Below are 14,702 nucleotides of genomic sequence, written 5' to 3'. Positions count from 1 at the left end.
GTTTACTGGTATTATTGCCAGTGGTTCTGCCACGCGCTGCATATGGAAATGCGCGGCCGGATGCTGGTGCGTCCGAAGGCATCGTGATGCGGCGCGTCCTTGCCCTTGTTCTGGCGCTGTCGGGTGGCCCTCTCTGGGCTGCCAATATCGACGTGCCTGCTGGCGGGGACGCCCTGAAAACCGCCATCGCCGGGTCCGCGCCCGGCGATGTGCTGCGGCTGGCGGCGGGGCTGCATCATGGTCCCGTCACCATTGACCATCCGCTGACCCTGCAAGGGCAAGAGGGTGCGCAGATCGACGGCGGCGGGCAGGGCAGCGTCATCACCATCACCGCCGAAGATGTGACCGTGCGCGACCTGCTGATTACCGGCTCTGGTCCTTCGCATCAGAATATTGATTCCGGCGTCATGCTGACCCGCACCGCGCGGGCCGGGCTGATCGAAAACAACCGCTTTGAAAACAACCTGTTCGGCGTCGATGTCCACGGCGCGCATGACACCATCGTGCGCGGCAACACGATCATCGGTGGCCGCGATTTTCGCATGAACAACCGGGGCAATGGCGTCTATGTCTGGAACGCGCCGGGGGCGCAGGTGGTGGGCAACACCATCCGCTATGGCCGCGATGGCATCTTTACGAACTCGTCCCGGCGCAATGTGTTCAAAGACAACCTGATGTATGACCTGCGTTTCGCGGTGCATTACATGTATACCCATGACAGCGAGGTGTCGGAGAATATCTCGGTCGGCAATCACCTTGGCTTTGCGCTGATGTTCTCGGACCGGCTGCAAGTGCTGAACAATATTTCGGTGAATGACCGCGACCATGGGGTGATGCTGAACTATGCCAACAGCTCGGATGTGGCGGGCAATCTGGTGGCGGGGCCGATGACAGGCGGGCCGGAAAAATGCACCTTCATCTATAACGCGCACCGCAATCTGTTGGTGAACAACCGTTTCGAGGGCTGCGACATCGGCATCCACTTTACCGCCGGGTCGGAGCGTAACGGGCTGACAGGAAACGCCTTTATCGGCAACCGGACGCAGGTGAAATATGTCGGCACCCGCGATATTGAATGGAGTGTTGAGGGTCGTGGCAATTACTGGTCCGACCATCCGGTGTTCGACCTGAACGGCGACGGTATCGCCGACAGCCGGTTCCGCCCCAATGACCTGATGGATCATATCCTGTGGTCGCAGCCCGCCGCGGCGCTGCTGACCGGCAGCCCGGCAGTGCAGATGGTGCGCTGGAGCCAGGCGAACTTTCCTGCCACCATGCCGGGCGGGGTGGTGGACAGCTTTCCGCTGACGCAGCCGGTCACGATCGCGCTGCCTGACGAAATTGCCCAAATGGCGCAGAAAATGCCGCTTTGGGCCACGCAAAGGACGGATGACGATGGCGCTGACGCTCTCGCACCTCACTAAACGTTATGGCGATTTTACCGCGCTGAATGATGTGTCGCTGACGGTCGAACCGGGACAGCGGGTGGCGCTGCTTGGCCATAACGGCGCGGGCAAATCCACGATGATGAAGATTATTCTGGGGCTGATCCCGTTCACCAGCGGCGAAATCCGCGTCATGGGGGCGGCACCCGGCAGCGGCGCGGCGCGGCATCAGGTTGCCTATCTGCCTGAAAACGTGGCCTTTCACCCGGCGCTGACCGGGGCCGAGATGATCCGCTATTACCTGCGTTTGCGCGGTCAGCCGGTCAGCGCGGCGGAAACATTGCTGGAGCGGGTGGGGCTTGGTCATGCCATGCGCCGCCGCATCGGCACCTATTCCAAAGGGATGCGCCAGCGCGTCGGTCTGGCGCAGGCGCTGATCGGCCAGCCGCGGCTGCTGATTCTGGATGAGCCGACCTCAGGCCTTGATCCGGTGTCGCGCCGGTCCTTTTATGCGCTGCTGGACGAATTGTCTGCCGAGGGTGCGGCCATTCTGCTGTCCAGCCACGCGCTGACCGAGGTCGAGGCGCGGACGGATCGTATCGTCATCCTGTCGCAAGGCACGCGCGTGGCCGAAGGCACGCTGAACGATCTGCGCCGTCAGGCCGCGCTGCCCGTCACCTATCACCTGATCCCGCGCGACGGGGCCGGGGCTGCGCTGGCCGCCGCCTTTCCGCAGGCGCAGGTGGTGGCCGACGGGCTTGTGCTGAAAGGCGCACAGGCGGACAAGCTGGCTACGCTGGCGCGGATCACGGGCCTGCCTGATCTGGTCGCGGATATTGAGGTCCAGCCGCCGAGTCTGGAGGACATCTACAGCCATTTCGGCGCGAAAGGGGGCAAGCAATGATCCGGCGTATTCTGGCGACGGCGGCGGCTGAACTGCGCATCGCGCTGCGCAACCGCTGGGTTGCAATTGCGGTTGCGATGATGGCCGTTTTCGCACTGGTGCTGTCGGCGGCGGGTTCCGCGCCGACGGGGGCGCTTGGCGCTGACCGGTTGTCGGTGGTGGTCGCCTCGCTGACCAGCCTTGCGGTCTATCTGGTGCCGCTGCTGGCGCTGCTGATGTCATTTGACGCGGTGGCGGGCGAGGTCGAGCGCGGCACCTTGCCGCTGTTGTTGACCTATCCCATCGCGCGGGCCGAGATTCTGGCCGGACGGCTGTTGGCGCATCTGGCGATTCTGGCGCTGGCGGTCGGGGTTGGTTACGGCCTCGCGGCGGCGGCGGCCTTTGCCTTTGACCCCAAGGCGGCGGCGGGTCTGCCCGCGCTGTGGCGGCTGTTCTGGACCTCGCTGCTGCTTGGGGCGGCGTTCCTTGGCGCGGGCTATGTGCTGTCGGCGCTGTCGCGGCGACCCTCGGGAGCGGCGGGGCTGGCGATCGGGCTGTGGCTGGTGGCTGTGGTGCTGTATGACCTTGGCCTGCTGGCCGGGCTGGTCGCCACCGGCGGCGAGGGGGCCTTTGGCGCGGCGCTGCCCGCGCTGCTCTTGGGCAACCCTGCTGACGCGTTCCGGCTGTATAACCTTGCGGCCTCGGATGCGACTGCGGCGGCTGCGGGGCTTGGCGGCGCGGCGGCGACGATTTCGCCTTGGGCGGCGCTGACTTCTCTGGTGCTGTGGCCGGTTGCCATGCTGGCGCTGGCCAGCCTTGTGTTCAAACGGGTGACGCCATGAAACGCTTTGCCATTATCGCCCTGCTGGCGCTGGCCGCTTGTCGTCAGGAAGCCGTCGAGATTCCTGAACCCGTGGCCTTGACCGAAACCGCCATCGGCCATTTCTGCCAGATGAATCTGGTCGAACATCCCGGCCCCAAGGGGCAGGTCCACCTGAAAGACATTCTTGCGCCGCTGTTCTTTTCGCAGGTGCGCGACGCCATCGCCTACCTTCGGATGCCAGAACAGGATTATGAGATCGTGACCACCTATGTCAGCGATATGGGGGTGGCGCCCTCATGGGATGATCCGGGGGCGACGAACTGGATTCCGGCGGCGGATGCGTTCTATGTCGTGGGTTCATCGCGCGAAGGCGGGATGGGCGCGGCCGAGACGGTTCCTTTTGGCACCGAGGACGCCGCCCGCGCCTTTGCCGCGCAATATGGGGGCGAGATCATGCGGCTGGATGACATCCCGACCGAGCTGGTTCTGGCCCCTGCCGCAAGCGGGCCGCAGGATGATACTGACGTGACCGAGGATGTGGCTGGCTATGCCGACCGCCTGCGCAATCTGACCAATCAGGGGGACCGTCCATGAAACGCCGCCGTTTTCTGACCATCAGCGCGGGATTCCTGCTGGCCTCGGGGCTGGCGGCCAAGGCGCAGAGGGTAACGCAATGGCAGGGGCAGGCGTTGGGTGCCCGCACCACGATCAGCCTTGCCGGCGATCACCCGGCGCTGATCGAGGCGACCCGCGCCGAAATCGCCCGGCTGGAAGGCATTTTCAGCCTTTATCAGCCCGGTTCCGACCTGTCGCGGCTGAACCGTGATGGCGCGCTGGATGCGCCTGCGCCCGAGCTGGTCGAATGTCTGGCGCTGGCCGGGCGGGTGCATGATCAGACCGGGGGGCGCTTTGACCCGACGGTGCAGCCGCTTTGGCTGGCCTATGCCGAGGCACAGGGCCGCCCGGACAGCGCGGCGGTTCAGGCGCTGCCGCTTGGCTGGTCGGGTGTCAGCATAACCCCTGCGCGGATCGAGATGCAGCCCGGTATGGCGCTGACCCTGAACGGCATCGCACAGGGCTTCATCGCGGATAGGGTCGCGGCGCTGATCCGGGGGCAGGGCTATGATCGGGTGTTGGTCGATACCGGCGAGATTGCGGCGCTTGGGCCTTCGCCGGATGGCTCGCCCTGGCCGGTGCGCTGGCCGCAGGGTGGCGGCATCGGGCTGGATAACCGGGCGCTGGCCAGCTCGTCACCGCTCGGCACCAGCTTTGATGGCGGCACGACGGGGCATATCCTGAACCCGCTGACCCGCCAGCCCGCGCCCGCCCGCTGGTCGCAGGTCTCGGTTTCGTCCCGCAGCGCGGCGCTGGCGGATGCGCTGTCCACGGCGTTCTGCCTGATGGACAGCCGTGCCGAGATGGACGCCGCCTGCGCTGGTTTCCGCGATGCGCGGGTGGAACTGGCGGTTTAAGCCGAAGCCACGATCTGCGTCACCAATTGGCGCAGATCCCCGAAATAGCCGTCCCCGCGTGCCGGGCGGTCGGGGTCCGAGGTGATTGCCACCGACAGCCCTCGTGACGGCACCAGCGCCAGCATCTGCCCGCCATAGCCGCGCGCGTAATAGCCGCGCTGCCCGGCATAGCGGGTCAGGAACCAGCCATAGCCGTAATCATCCCCCGAAAACGGCGAGCGCGTCCGGGCCTGCCACGACTGCGTGATCCAGTCGCGGCTGACCACCTGCCGGTCGCCCATACGCCCGCCGGCCAGCACCATATCCCCGATCCGGGCCAGTCCCAGCGGGCTGATCGCCATGTCATTTCCGCCAAGGAACCGTCCCTGCGGGTCTGCGATCCACGGCGGGATTGTGATGTCCAGCGGTGCCGCCAGCCAGTCCCGCGCCATCTGGTGCAGGCTTAGCCCCGAGGCCCGCGCCAGCGCCGCGCCAAGCACATGCCAGCCGCCGGTCGAATAGATGAACGCGCCGCCCGGACGCCCCGAGGGCCGGGCCAGCGCGCTGTCCACCCAGTCGCTGCTGCTGACCCATGCGCCGTAATTCGCGCCCGAGGTGCTGGCCAACCCGGTCTGCATGGTCAGCAAATGGCCGATGGTCAGCCCGTCGCGGGCGTCGCCAAAGGGCGCATGTCCCAGCAGCGGCAGGACCGGCTGATCCGGCCCGGCAATCACGCCCCGGTCGATGGCCATGCCGGTCAGCAGCGCCACAATGGTTTTCGACACCGATTTCACATTCGCGGGCCGGTCGGGCGCTGGCCCGCGGAACGCCTGCGCAAAGATGCGCTGGCCGTTCCGGTGAATGACCAAGCTGCGCAACTGGTCCAGTCGCGCGGCCTGTGCGGCAGCGGTCTCGATCCCTTGGGCCAAGGCCCCGCGCGTCAGCAGGGGCGCGGCCAGAGCGGCGCTGGTGAGGGTCAGGAACTGGCGGCGGCGCATGGTCATGGCGGTGCTTCCTTTGCTTTGCCAGACAGGTAAGTTGCCTGCGCCGGGGATCAACCGCCGGATTTATCGTCTGGCGGTATAGGGCTTTGCGCCGTGGTGCAGAATGGCTTGACTTGCCCCGCGTCAAGGGCAGAAAACCGGGGGTATGAGCAATCTTGAGCAACTTCTGAACCGGTTTCGCCAGCAGGCCGAGGCGGTGCTGGACCCGGAAACCCGTGCCTATTTCTTTGGCACTGCCGGGCGCGGGATGACGGCGGCGGGCAATCGCGCGGGGCTGGATGCGCTGGCGCTGCGCCCGCGTGTGCTGGCGGATATGGCCGGGGCCAGCACCCGGATCACGCTGTTGGGGCAGGCGTTGGATCACCCGATCCTGATTGCGCCCTTTGCCCATCACGCCGCGCTGCACCCGCAGGCCGAGGCGGCCACCGCCGCCGCTGTTACCGCGCAGGGTGGGCGTATGGTGCTGAGCGCGCAAGCCAGCCTGCCGCTGGAACAGGTCGCCGCTGCTGGTGCGGGTTGCGACTGGTTCCAGCTTTACTGGATCGGGGCCGAGGCCACGCTGGCGCTGGCCCATCGTGCTGCCGCTGCCGGCTTTCGCGCCCTGATGCTGACCGTGGATGCGCCGGTGCGGGCGGGGGCGGGGCTGGTCGGTGCGGTCATGCCGAACCTGCCGGATATGCCCGCGCCTGTCGGTGGGGTGTTTGCGATGATGCAGCAGGCGCCGCGCTGGCAGGATCTGGAATGGTTATGCCGCACTGCGCCGCTGCCGGTGCTGGTCAAGGGGATCCTGCACCCTGATGATGCCCGCTGGGCCGAGGCGGCGGGGGTAGCGGGGATTGTGGTCTCGAACCACGGCGGGCGGGTGCTGGACGGGGTGATACCTGCGGTCCGGGCGCTGCCGGGGGTGCGGGCGGCAACCACGCTGCCGCTGCTGCTGGATGGCGGTATCCGCAGCGGGGCGGATGTGCTGCGGGCGCTGGCGCTGGGGGCTGATGCGGTGATGATCGCCCGGCCTGTTGCCTGTGCGCTGGCGGCGGATGGTGCGATGGGCGTGGCGCGGCTGATCCGGGCGCTGCGTGACGATCTGGAAATCAGCATGGCGCTGACCGGATGTGCCGATCTGCGGGCTGTGGATCAGGGGCTGATAGCCGGGCCGGGTGACGATCTGTCGCATTTCTGTCACAACACAAAGTAAAGTAGTCGGAAAATATACCGCAAGGGTGTTGACGTTCCCGTGATTCTTACGGAATTACTAGGGTATGAGTCGGCGCAGGGCTGCCTTGTGTGCGTCCGGCCGTTATCCTGTTGATTTACAAGAGCAAGGTGCCGCCTATGACGCAACCCTATTCCCTTCGGCCGGTTCTGACTGGTCCGGTTCTGGCCAGTGCGGGGGTGACAATCGCCCTGACCGGGGCGCAATCCCCTGTTGCCGCGCAGCAGGCCAATGTGACCACGCCGGCAGGCACCATTGTGCTGGATGAGGTCGTTCTGACCGGCGAAACCGCCAATAACAACAGTGCCGCCACCGGTATTTCGCGCCTGCCTGAAACCGTGCGTGAGACGCCCAAGCTGGTGAACGTGGTCCCCGAGGAGATCATCCGCGAGCAGGCCGCCACCACGCTGGAGGAAACTCTGCGCAACGTGCCGGGCATCACCCTGTCCACCGGCGAGGGCCGGGGCGGGTCCAGCGGCGATCAGTTCCGCATCCGTGGCCTTGCGGCGCAGGGTGACGTGTATCAGGACGGGCTGCGCGATTTCGGTGCCTATACCCATGACACGTTCAACACCGAGGGCGTTCAGGTGTTCAAAGGCCCGTCGGGCGATGCGTTCGGGGCGGGCAGCCTCAGCGGTCTGGTGAACCAGACCACCAAACGCGCCCGGCTGGAGGAGTTTACCGAAACCACCCTGTCCTATCGCAGCGGTGAGCAGGCGCGGCTTCAGGTGGATACGAACCGCCAGTTGAATGAGACTTCGGCGCTGCGGGCCAATGTCATGGTGCAGGGCGGCGACGTGGCCGACCGCGATCACGTCAAGGCCGACCGGCGCGGGCTGGCGCTGGATTGGGGGACCGGGATCGGCACCGGCACCGAATGGCATCTGGGTTACAGCTTCCTGCAAGGCCGTGGCACGCCCGACATGGGGCAGCCGATGGCGCAGGGGGATGATGGCATTTACCGCCCGCTGCTGGAATATGGCGTGCCGGGCTATGATCGCAGCACCTCTTACGTCCGCAGCACCGACCGCGACGATACCGATGTGCATACGCTGTCTTCGGGGCTGGTGCATGACATGGGCAACGGCCTGACCCTGACCAATGATACCCGCCTGACCCGTTACAAGCGCGAGTTTTCGGCCAGCAACCCCGCATCTTGTGATAATGCCTGTCTGACCGAACTGCTGGCCGGGAATGACCAGCCGCTGCGCTATGGTGCCGGTGGCGGCATGAGCTATCAGCAGGATGGCTGGGGCTTCCAGAACGTGCTTGCCGTGCGTGGCGAGGCGCAGACGGGCAGCGTGCGGCACAAGTTCGCGGCGGGTCTGGACCTGCTGTATCAGGTCGATCACCGTCGCAGCGGTAGCTGGACCGTGGCGCGGGCAACGACCTCGACCATCCTGAACCCGGTCTATGACGCAGGCCCCGCTGTGCTGGAGTGGAGCGACAACAAATCCACCTCGAAAGCCTTCAACGCCGGGCTGTTCCTGTCCGACCGGATGAGTTTCGATGATAAATGGTCGGTTCTGGCCAGCACCCGTCTGGATTATTTCGACAACTCGTTCGATGGCTGGATCATTGGCAACCCCAACCGCGTGACTGGTTCGGTCAACAGCACCAAGGTCAGCCCCTCGTTGAGCGTGATTTATGAACATGACCCGGACACGATGGCCTATCTGACTTTCTCGCGGACCTATCGTCCGGTCGGGACGGATCTGGCCTCGGCGGTCAATGCCTTTGCCAACGAAGTCGCGGCGGTCGATCTGGAACCCGAGCGTTCCGACCTGATCGAACTGGGCGGCAAGATGGATCTGATGGATGGCCGCCTTGGCCTGACTGCTGCGGCTTTCCAGATCAAGAAGCGCAACTCGTTCGACATTGACCCGACGACGGGCGATGTGACGGTCGGCTTCTCGGATCAGGGGCAAAGCCGCAAGATTCAGGGGATTGAGCTTGGCGCCTCAGGTGACATTACCGACCGCTGGCGGGTGCTGGCAGCTTATGCCTGGATGGATGGCGAGATCATCAGCGGCCCCGGTACCAATGCCGATGTCGTGGGCAATGAAGCGCCGGGCGTGGCCAAGCACAACCTGTCGCTATGGACCACCTATACCATGCCGGCGCAATTCGGCCCCTCGGGCGGCGAAGTCACCATGGGCGGCGGTATCCGCTATGCCTCGGAATACTGGGCAGATGCAGGCAATACTGCGTTGATCCCGGAAACCGTCTCTCTGGATGCGATGGTGTCTTATGAGGTCGATAACTGGCGTGTGGCGCTGAACGGTTACAACCTGACCGACCATGACAATTACAGCTCGGCCTTCTCGTCCTCGCGGGCGGTGCCTTCGGCGGGGCGCACATTCGCGCTGACGCTGACCAATCGGTTCTGATGGACCTGAAAAGGGGGCGGGCGATCCGCCCCCTTGTTTTTGTTGAAAGCCCCCTCACATGCTGATCCAAGTTCCCGATGTCCTGACCAAAGACGAGCTGTCCCATATCCGCCAGCGCCTTTCCGATGGCGCATGGCAAGACGGGCGTGAAACCGCCGGCGATCAGGCCGCGAAATCCAAGCTGAACCTGCAAATCCCGCCCGACAGCGATCTGGCGCGGGAATTGTCCGACATCGTGCTGCGGGCGCTGGCGCGGAATGAGACCTATACCACCGCCGCCCTGCCGCTGCGGGTGCTGCCGCCGATGTTCAACCGCTATGATGTGGGTATGACGTTTGGTGCGCATACGGATAATTCCATCCGTACCATTCCGGGTTCCGGCGGAATGCGGATGCGTGCGGATGTTTCGACCACGATTTTCCTGACCGAACCGGACGAATACGAAGGCGGCGAGCTGATCGTCGAGGACACCTATGGTCCCCATTCGGTCAAACTGCCTGCCGGGCATATGGTGATTTACCCCTCGTCAAGCCTGCATCTGGTGCAGCCGGTGACGCGCGGCAGCCGCTGGGCCTCGTTCTTTTGGGCGCAGTCGATGGTGCGTGACGACGGCCGCCGGGCGATGCTTTACGATCTGGATGTGGCGATCCGGCGCACCCGCGCGGCGCTGGGGGATGACGACCCGGCGGTGCTGGGGCTGGTCAGCCATTATCACAACCTGATGCGGATGTGGGCCGAATTGTGAGCCGCGCTGCCACGGCTGCGCTGACGCTGGCGCAGGTTGACCTTGATGCGGGGCGCTATACGCAGGCGTTGGAGAGCCTGCGCATGGCGGCGCGGTCGGGTGACGGGGCGGCGCTGAACATGCTGGGCCGCTGTGCCGAGCGTGGCTGGGGTATGGACCCTGATCCGGCGCAGGCTGCGGGCTATTACCGCAAGGCGATCCTGACCGGCGAGCCTTGGGCGATGTTCAACCTTGCCGAATTGCACCTGAGAGGCGAGGGCGTCCTGCGCGACCCCGCCGCCGCCCGTGATCTTTACGCACAGGCCGCCCGCAAGGGGCTGCTTCAGGCGCTGAACATGCTGGGCATGTTGGCAGAGGATGAAGCCGAGGCCCGCGCCTATTTCCGCGCCGGGGCCGAGGGCGGCGACCCTTGGGCGATGTTCAACCATGCCTGCGCGCTGGCTGCGGATGGTCAGCAGGCCGAGGCCCGTGACTGGATCGCCCGGTCGCGCAAGGACGCGCCACCGGGCTATCTGGCGATGCTGGACCGGGCGCGGCTGGACTGGCTGTAGAGGGGCCTCAGGTCCAGGTCAGCGGTTGCGGATCTTCACGATGGGCAAAGCGCAACAGGTGACGTTCCACCACATCAGCCACGGTTTTGGCACCCTCCAGCGTTTCAGCATCAGCCGTCAGCGCCAGTCCGTTTTCGGTCAGGGCGATGCTGCCGATCCCGGCGGTGAAGTGGATATGGGCTTCGGTATCGGTCTGTTCGACCTCGATCTTGTGGCCGAAATGTTTGGCCATGGTGCCAAGCAGTTGCGGGCCGCGATCCGTCGGGAATTGAGCGGTCAGGCGCATGAGGTCTCCTCTGGTTCCGGCTGGGATAGCCGAGGGAATCACTCTGTTTTAGCCGTGCCAGCGCAGCGCGTCCACCAGCAGGCGAAACCCCGGTGTCATCTGCCTGCGGCTGGGATAATACAGGTGATAGCCGGGAAAGGGCGGACACCAATCCGCCAGCACCCGCACCAGCCGCCCCTGTTCCAGCAGCGGCGCCAGCTCATCCCCCGGCAGGCAGATTAGCCCGACCCCTTGCAAGGCGGCGGCGATCAGCAGGTCAGGTTCGTTGCTGGTAAACTGGCCGGTAACGCGGACATTCAGCGGACGGTGGTCGCGCTCGAACTCCCACACATAAAGGCCGCCATGGGTCGGCATCCGCAGGTTCAGGCAATTATGTCCCGCCAGATCATGCGGGGTCAGCGGCGCGGGATTGGCGGCCAGATATTCCGGTGATCCGGCCACGACTATTTCCACATCCGGACCGATGCGCACCGCGATCATGTCGCGGTCAAGCTGTTCGCCAAGGCGGATGCCGGCATCATAGCCATCCTTGGCAATATCGACCAGACGGCTTTCGATGGTTATTTCGATATTCAGATCAGGGTGTTCGGCCATCAGCCGCCGCGCCACCGGCAGCACCAGAGCTTCGGCCGCGGGCTTGCCGCTGGTCAGCCGGATGGTTCCCGCCGGACGGTTGCGCATCGCGTCCAGACTGGCCAGCCCGCTGCGGATGTCGTCAAAAGCCGGGCGCAGCCGTTCGATCAGCGCCGCTCCGGCCTCGGTTGGGGTGACGCTGCGGGTGGTGCGGGTCAGCAGGCGCACGTCCAGCCGCTCCTCCAGCCGCCGCACGGTGGCCGACAGCGCCGATTGCGAGGTGCCAAGCCGCGCCGCCGCGCGGGTAAAGCTGCGTTCCTCGGCCACGGCCAGAAAGGCGGCCAGATCGCCAAGCTCATCGCGTTTCATCCCGCCCTCCGTCCGTGGATGGGGATAATTTAACACCTGAATGATGCAATGAAAGCGGTTTCATATCGGCTGGTGATAGGCGCTATCGGTATGATGCGGGTAATTCGGCGCGGGGTGATCCCTATATCAGTTGCAATGGATGAAAGGGCATCAGAATGACACAGGCTGACCTGACCGAAATCACCAAAGCCGGAACGCAACCCGCCATGGCTGGCCTGGCGGAGTGGTTCACCAGCACCGTGTCGGTTCAACCGCTGTTCGGGATTACCGAAGATCGCAGCTTTGGCGCGGCATCGGTGACGTTTCTGCCGGGCGCTCGGACGCATTGGCACACCCACCCAAAGGGGCAGACGATGATCGTCACCGCCGGGGTCGGCTGGACGCAGACCCGTGACGGGGTGCGGCACGAGTTTCAGGCGGGCGATGTGATCTGGTGCCCGGCGGATATTCCGCATTGGCATGGTGCCACGGATTGCTGTGCCATGACCCATATCGCGCTGAACGAAGCCAGGGACGGCAGCGTGGTGACATGGCTGGAACCCGTAACTGACGCGGAATATCTGGGGGAATAGCAGGGGCCGTAAAACGCGGCCCCGCCGGGCGTCTCAGGCGGCAATGAAATCGCGGACAAAGGCGGTGGCCGGGTTGGCGCGGATCTCTTGCGGGGTGCCAACCTGCTCGATCCGGCCCATGGACATGACCACGACCAGATCGGCCAGCTCCATCGCCTCGTCCTGATCGTGGGTGACAAAGATCGAGGTCAGCCCGGTCTGGTCGTGAATGTCGCGCAGGCCCTGGCGCAGCTCTTTGCGCACCTTGGCGTCCAGCGCGCCGAACGGCTCGTCCAGCAGCAGCATCCGGGGTTCAATCGCCAGCGCACGGGCCAGCGCAACCCGTTGACGCTGACCGCCGGAAAGCTGATTGGGATAGCGTGCGCCGATGTCGGGCAGGCGGATCAGGTTCAGCAGATCGTTCACCCGGCGGGCAATGTCGGCTTTGGCCGGGCGGTCCCGGCGCGGGCGCGCGTTCAGGCCATAGGCGATATTGTCGAACACGGTCATATGCCGGAACAGCGCATAGGACTGGAACACGAACCCCGCACGGCGTTCCTGAACCGACAGGTTGGTTGCGTCCTGCCCGTCGAAACGCACGCGCCCGCCCGTCGGATATTCCAGCCCGCCAAGGATGCGCAGCAGCGTGGTTTTGCCCGAACCGGACGGCCCCAGCAGCGCCACCAGCGTTCCCGAGGGTATCCGCAGCGAGGTCGGATGCAGCGCGGCGGTCGCGCCAAAGGCTTTGCTGATCTGGTCGATGTCGATATTCATGGCGATGTCCTTAATGGCGGTGGGTGGCGGCAAGCTGGTCGGCGTGGCGCAGTTCCAGCAGGGTTTTCAGCAGCAGCGTCAGCAGCGCCAGCGCGGTCAGCAGCGCGGCCATCGAAAAGGCGGCGACCGAGAGGTATTCGTTATAGAGCATCTCAATCGTGATCGGCATGGTCGCGGTCTGGCCCCGGATCTTGCCGGAAACGACCGCCACCGCGCCGAACTCGCCCATGGCGCGGGCGTTGCACAACAGCACGCCGTAAAGCAGCGCCCAGCGGATATTGGGCAGGGTCACGGTGCGGAACGTGTGCCAGCCAGAAGCGCCAAGGGTCAGGGCGGCTTCCTCTTCGGCGCGGCCCTGTTCGATCATCACCGGGATCAATTCCCGCGCGACAAAGGGAAAGGTAACGAACATGGTCGCAATCACGATGCCGGGCAGGGCAAAGACGATCGGGTAGCCATGTGCGACCAGCCAGCCGCCAACCATGGAATTGGCACCAAAGGTCAGCACGATGCACAGGCCCGCCACCACCGGCGAGACCGAGAACGGCAGGTCGATCAGCGTAATCAGGAACGCTTTGCCGCGGAACTGGAACTTGGTGATGAACCATGCGGCTGCGACCCCGAAAATGGCATTCAGCGGCACGGTAATGGCGGCGATGATCAGCGTCAGCCTGACCGCGGATTGCGCATCGGGGCTGCCAAGGCTGCTGATGGCGGCGGCCCAACCGCGTGCCAAAGCCTCGGCAAAGACGACGGCCAGGGGCGCCAGCACCAGCAGCGCCAGCCCGCCGACGGCCAGCGTAATCAGCACAAGCCGGGTGGCCGGGGTTTCGGTGGTCACGCTGCGATAGCGGGCGGTGGTGGTGTCAGACATGACCGATCCTCCGGCGGCTGAAAATCTGGATCAGGTTAATCAGCAGCAGCATCGAAAAGCTGATGATCAGCATCGCAATGCCGATGGCTGCGGCGGCGTCATAGTTGAACTCCTCAAGCTGAATCACGATCAGCAGAGGGGCGATCTCGGTCTTCATCGGGATGTTCCCGGCGATAAAGATCACACTGCCATATTCCCCGACCGCCCGCGCCAGAGACAGCGCAAAGCCGGTCAGCGCAGCGGGCATAAGCATCGGCAGCACAACCCGGCGCAGGGTGTGGAACCGGCTGGCGCCAAGGGTGGCCGAGGCTTCCTCGACCTCGCGGTCGATCTCCTCGATCACCGGCTGGACTGTGCGGGTGACAAAGGGCAGGCCGACAAACACCAGCGCCAGAAAGATGCCCCATTGGGTATAGGCGATCTTCCAGCCGATCCCGCCGGCCAGCGACCCAAGCACCCCGTTCGGCGCATAAAGCGCGGTCAGCGCGATGCCCGCAACGGCGGTGGGCAAGGCAAAGGGCAGGTCAACGGCGGCGTCGATCAGGCGGCGTCCCGGAAAGCGATAGCGCACCAGAACCCATGCCAGCAGCACTCCGAACACCAGATTGAACAGCGCCGCCAGCAGCGACAGCCGGAACGACAGAAACAGCGCGGTCCAAACGCGGGGACGGTTGATCGTGTCCCAGATATTGCCAAGTCCGAATTGCGCACCCTGCAGCAGCAGGGCGGCAATCGGAACCAGCACGATCAGCGACAACATGGTCAGCGTGATCCCGGCGCTGATCCCCAGCCCCGGCATGGGCGAGCGGTGAATGATTGCCCGCGCCATC

16 protein-coding genes are annotated in these 14,702 nt (G+C 65.0%); 10 read left to right on the top strand and 6 right to left on the bottom strand.

Features of this window, described 5'->3' with window-relative positions; all coding sequences use genetic code 11:
- Nucleotides 1–86: 86 nt before the first annotated feature.
- The 5 genes from Q4G24_RS13655 to Q4G24_RS13635 are packed head-to-tail and all read left to right on the top strand — an operon-like array spanning nucleotide 87 to nucleotide 4,563.
- The gene (locus Q4G24_RS13655) at nucleotides 87–1,424 is read left to right on the top strand and encodes a nitrous oxide reductase family maturation protein NosD (protein WP_303367096.1); all 1,338 of its coding nucleotides are present in this window, start codon (nucleotides 87–89) and stop codon (nucleotides 1,422–1,424) included.
- Nucleotides 1,390–2,289, top strand: a complete 900-nt coding sequence (locus tag Q4G24_RS13650; protein WP_303367094.1) for an ABC transporter ATP-binding protein — start codon at nucleotides 1,390–1,392, stop codon at nucleotides 2,287–2,289. The genes Q4G24_RS13655 and Q4G24_RS13650 overlap by 35 nt, the downstream gene beginning before the upstream one ends.
- Entirely contained in the window at nucleotides 2,286–3,110 is an 825-nt protein-coding gene (locus Q4G24_RS13645) for an ABC transporter permease (RefSeq protein WP_303367093.1), read from the top strand. Before Q4G24_RS13650 ends, Q4G24_RS13645 begins: the two co-directional genes overlap by 4 nt.
- Nucleotides 3,107–3,685 carry a nitrous oxide reductase accessory protein NosL gene (locus tag Q4G24_RS13640; protein WP_303367092.1) on the top strand — a complete coding sequence of 193 codons (579 nt, stop codon included), beginning with the start codon at nucleotides 3,107–3,109 and terminating at the stop codon, nucleotides 3,683–3,685. Before Q4G24_RS13645 ends, Q4G24_RS13640 begins: the two co-directional genes overlap by 4 nt.
- A complete protein-coding gene (locus tag Q4G24_RS13635) occupies nucleotides 3,682–4,563 on the top strand; it encodes an FAD:protein FMN transferase (RefSeq protein ID WP_303367091.1) in 882 nt (293 codons plus the stop codon). The genes Q4G24_RS13640 and Q4G24_RS13635 overlap by 4 nt, the downstream gene beginning before the upstream one ends.
- On the opposite strand, the gene Q4G24_RS13630 is transcribed toward Q4G24_RS13635, so the two are convergent.
- Entirely contained in the window at nucleotides 4,560–5,546 is a 987-nt protein-coding gene (locus tag Q4G24_RS13630; protein WP_303367090.1) for a serine hydrolase, read from the bottom strand. The two genes, Q4G24_RS13635 and Q4G24_RS13630, sit on opposite strands and share 4 nt — an antisense overlap.
- Nucleotides 5,547–5,691: 145 nt before the next feature.
- On the opposite strand from Q4G24_RS13630, the gene Q4G24_RS13625 reads away from it, so the two are divergent.
- The 4 genes from Q4G24_RS13625 to Q4G24_RS13610 all read left to right on the top strand — a co-directional run bounded on the left by Q4G24_RS13625 (nucleotide 5,692) and on the right by Q4G24_RS13610 (nucleotide 10,445).
- Nucleotides 5,692–6,741 carry an alpha-hydroxy acid oxidase gene (locus Q4G24_RS13625; RefSeq protein WP_303367089.1) on the top strand — a complete coding sequence of 350 codons (1,050 nt, stop codon included), beginning with the start codon at nucleotides 5,692–5,694 and terminating at the stop codon, nucleotides 6,739–6,741.
- Between the two features lie 137 nt (nucleotides 6,742–6,878).
- Entirely contained in the window at nucleotides 6,879–9,149 is a 2,271-nt protein-coding gene (locus Q4G24_RS13620) for a TonB-dependent siderophore receptor (RefSeq protein WP_303367088.1), read from the top strand.
- 58 nt (nucleotides 9,150–9,207) lie between these two features.
- Nucleotides 9,208–9,894, top strand: a complete 687-nt coding sequence (locus Q4G24_RS13615) for a Fe2+-dependent dioxygenase (RefSeq protein ID WP_303367087.1) — start codon at nucleotides 9,208–9,210, stop codon at nucleotides 9,892–9,894.
- Nucleotides 9,891–10,445 carry a tetratricopeptide repeat protein gene (locus Q4G24_RS13610; RefSeq protein WP_303367086.1) on the top strand — a complete coding sequence of 185 codons (555 nt, stop codon included), beginning with the start codon at nucleotides 9,891–9,893 and terminating at the stop codon, nucleotides 10,443–10,445. The genes Q4G24_RS13615 and Q4G24_RS13610 overlap by 4 nt, the downstream gene beginning before the upstream one ends.
- A gap of 7 nt (nucleotides 10,446–10,452) precedes the next feature.
- Here the strand turns inward: Q4G24_RS13610 and Q4G24_RS13605 are convergent, their stop codons facing one another.
- Complete coding sequence (locus Q4G24_RS13605; protein WP_303367085.1) at nucleotides 10,453–10,731, bottom strand: DUF2218 domain-containing protein; 279 nt, start codon at nucleotides 10,729–10,731, stop codon at nucleotides 10,453–10,455.
- Nucleotides 10,732–10,779: 48 nt separating this feature from the next.
- Nucleotides 10,780–11,673: a LysR family transcriptional regulator gene (locus Q4G24_RS13600; protein ID WP_303367084.1), complete on the bottom strand. Its 894-nt coding sequence runs from the start codon at nucleotides 11,671–11,673 to the stop codon at nucleotides 10,780–10,782.
- Nucleotides 11,674–11,828: 155 nt separating this feature from the next.
- On the opposite strand from Q4G24_RS13600, the gene Q4G24_RS13595 reads away from it, so the two are divergent.
- On the top strand, nucleotides 11,829–12,245 hold the full coding sequence (locus tag Q4G24_RS13595; protein WP_303367083.1) for a cupin domain-containing protein: 417 nt from the start codon (nucleotides 11,829–11,831) through the stop codon (nucleotides 12,243–12,245).
- A gap of 33 nt (nucleotides 12,246–12,278) precedes the next feature.
- Here the strand turns inward: Q4G24_RS13595 and Q4G24_RS13590 are convergent, their stop codons facing one another.
- Genes Q4G24_RS13590 through cysT form a run of 3 tightly spaced genes read right to left on the bottom strand, consistent with a single transcriptional unit; the run spans nucleotide 12,279 to nucleotide 14,701 of the window.
- Nucleotides 12,279–12,998, bottom strand: a complete 720-nt coding sequence (locus Q4G24_RS13590) for a sulfate/molybdate ABC transporter ATP-binding protein (protein WP_303367082.1) — start codon at nucleotides 12,996–12,998, stop codon at nucleotides 12,279–12,281.
- Nucleotides 12,999–13,008: 10 nt separating this feature from the next.
- Entirely contained in the window at nucleotides 13,009–13,872 is an 864-nt protein-coding gene (gene cysW / locus Q4G24_RS13585) for a sulfate ABC transporter permease subunit CysW (protein WP_303367081.1), read from the bottom strand.
- Nucleotides 13,865–14,701, bottom strand: a complete 837-nt coding sequence (gene cysT, locus Q4G24_RS13580; RefSeq protein WP_303367080.1) for a sulfate ABC transporter permease subunit CysT — start codon at nucleotides 14,699–14,701, stop codon at nucleotides 13,865–13,867. The genes cysW and cysT overlap by 8 nt, the downstream gene beginning before the upstream one ends.
- Between the last annotated feature and the right edge of the window lies 1 nt (nucleotide 14,702).

It is taken from the genome of Paracoccus sp. (in: a-proteobacteria), assembly GCF_030538695.1.
Taxonomy (GTDB): domain Bacteria; phylum Pseudomonadota; class Alphaproteobacteria; order Rhodobacterales; family Rhodobacteraceae; genus Paracoccus.
Note: the sequence above shows the minus strand (reverse complement) of the source record. Positions and strands in the feature narration are given on the sequence as shown.

Excerpts from the sequence above, each read along its gene's own strand:
- Q4G24_RS13655 (WP_303367096.1), top strand. The coding sequence starts at position 87 with ATGCGGCGCGTCCTTGCCCTTGTTCTGGCGCTGTCGGGTGGCCCTCTC.
- Q4G24_RS13650 (WP_303367094.1), top strand. The coding sequence starts at position 1,390 with ATGACGATGGCGCTGACGCTCTCGCACCTCACTAAACGTTATGGCGAT.
- Q4G24_RS13645 (WP_303367093.1), top strand. The coding sequence starts at position 2,286 with ATGATCCGGCGTATTCTGGCGACGGCGGCGGCTGAACTGCGCATCGCG.
- Q4G24_RS13640 (WP_303367092.1), top strand. The coding sequence starts at position 3,107 with ATGAAACGCTTTGCCATTATCGCCCTGCTGGCGCTGGCCGCTTGTCGT.
- Q4G24_RS13635 (WP_303367091.1), top strand. The coding sequence starts at position 3,682 with ATGAAACGCCGCCGTTTTCTGACCATCAGCGCGGGATTCCTGCTGGCC.
- Q4G24_RS13630 (WP_303367090.1), bottom strand. The coding sequence starts at position 5,546 with ATGACCATGCGCCGCCGCCAGTTCCTGACCCTCACCAGCGCCGCTCTG.
- Q4G24_RS13625 (WP_303367089.1), top strand. The coding sequence starts at position 5,692 with ATGAGCAATCTTGAGCAACTTCTGAACCGGTTTCGCCAGCAGGCCGAG.
- Q4G24_RS13620 (WP_303367088.1), top strand. The coding sequence starts at position 6,879 with ATGACGCAACCCTATTCCCTTCGGCCGGTTCTGACTGGTCCGGTTCTG.
- Q4G24_RS13615 (WP_303367087.1), top strand. The coding sequence starts at position 9,208 with ATGCTGATCCAAGTTCCCGATGTCCTGACCAAAGACGAGCTGTCCCAT.
- Q4G24_RS13605 (WP_303367085.1), bottom strand. The coding sequence starts at position 10,731 with ATGCGCCTGACCGCTCAATTCCCGACGGATCGCGGCCCGCAACTGCTT.
- Q4G24_RS13600 (WP_303367084.1), bottom strand. The coding sequence starts at position 11,673 with ATGAAACGCGATGAGCTTGGCGATCTGGCCGCCTTTCTGGCCGTGGCC.
- Q4G24_RS13595 (WP_303367083.1), top strand. The coding sequence starts at position 11,829 with ATGACACAGGCTGACCTGACCGAAATCACCAAAGCCGGAACGCAACCC.
- Q4G24_RS13590 (WP_303367082.1), bottom strand. The coding sequence starts at position 12,998 with ATGAATATCGACATCGACCAGATCAGCAAAGCCTTTGGCGCGACCGCC.
- cysW (WP_303367081.1), bottom strand. The coding sequence starts at position 13,872 with ATGTCTGACACCACCACCGCCCGCTATCGCAGCGTGACCACCGAAACC.
- cysT (WP_303367080.1), bottom strand. The coding sequence starts at position 14,701 with ATGGCGCGGGCAATCATTCACCGCTCGCCCATGCCGGGGCTGGGGATC.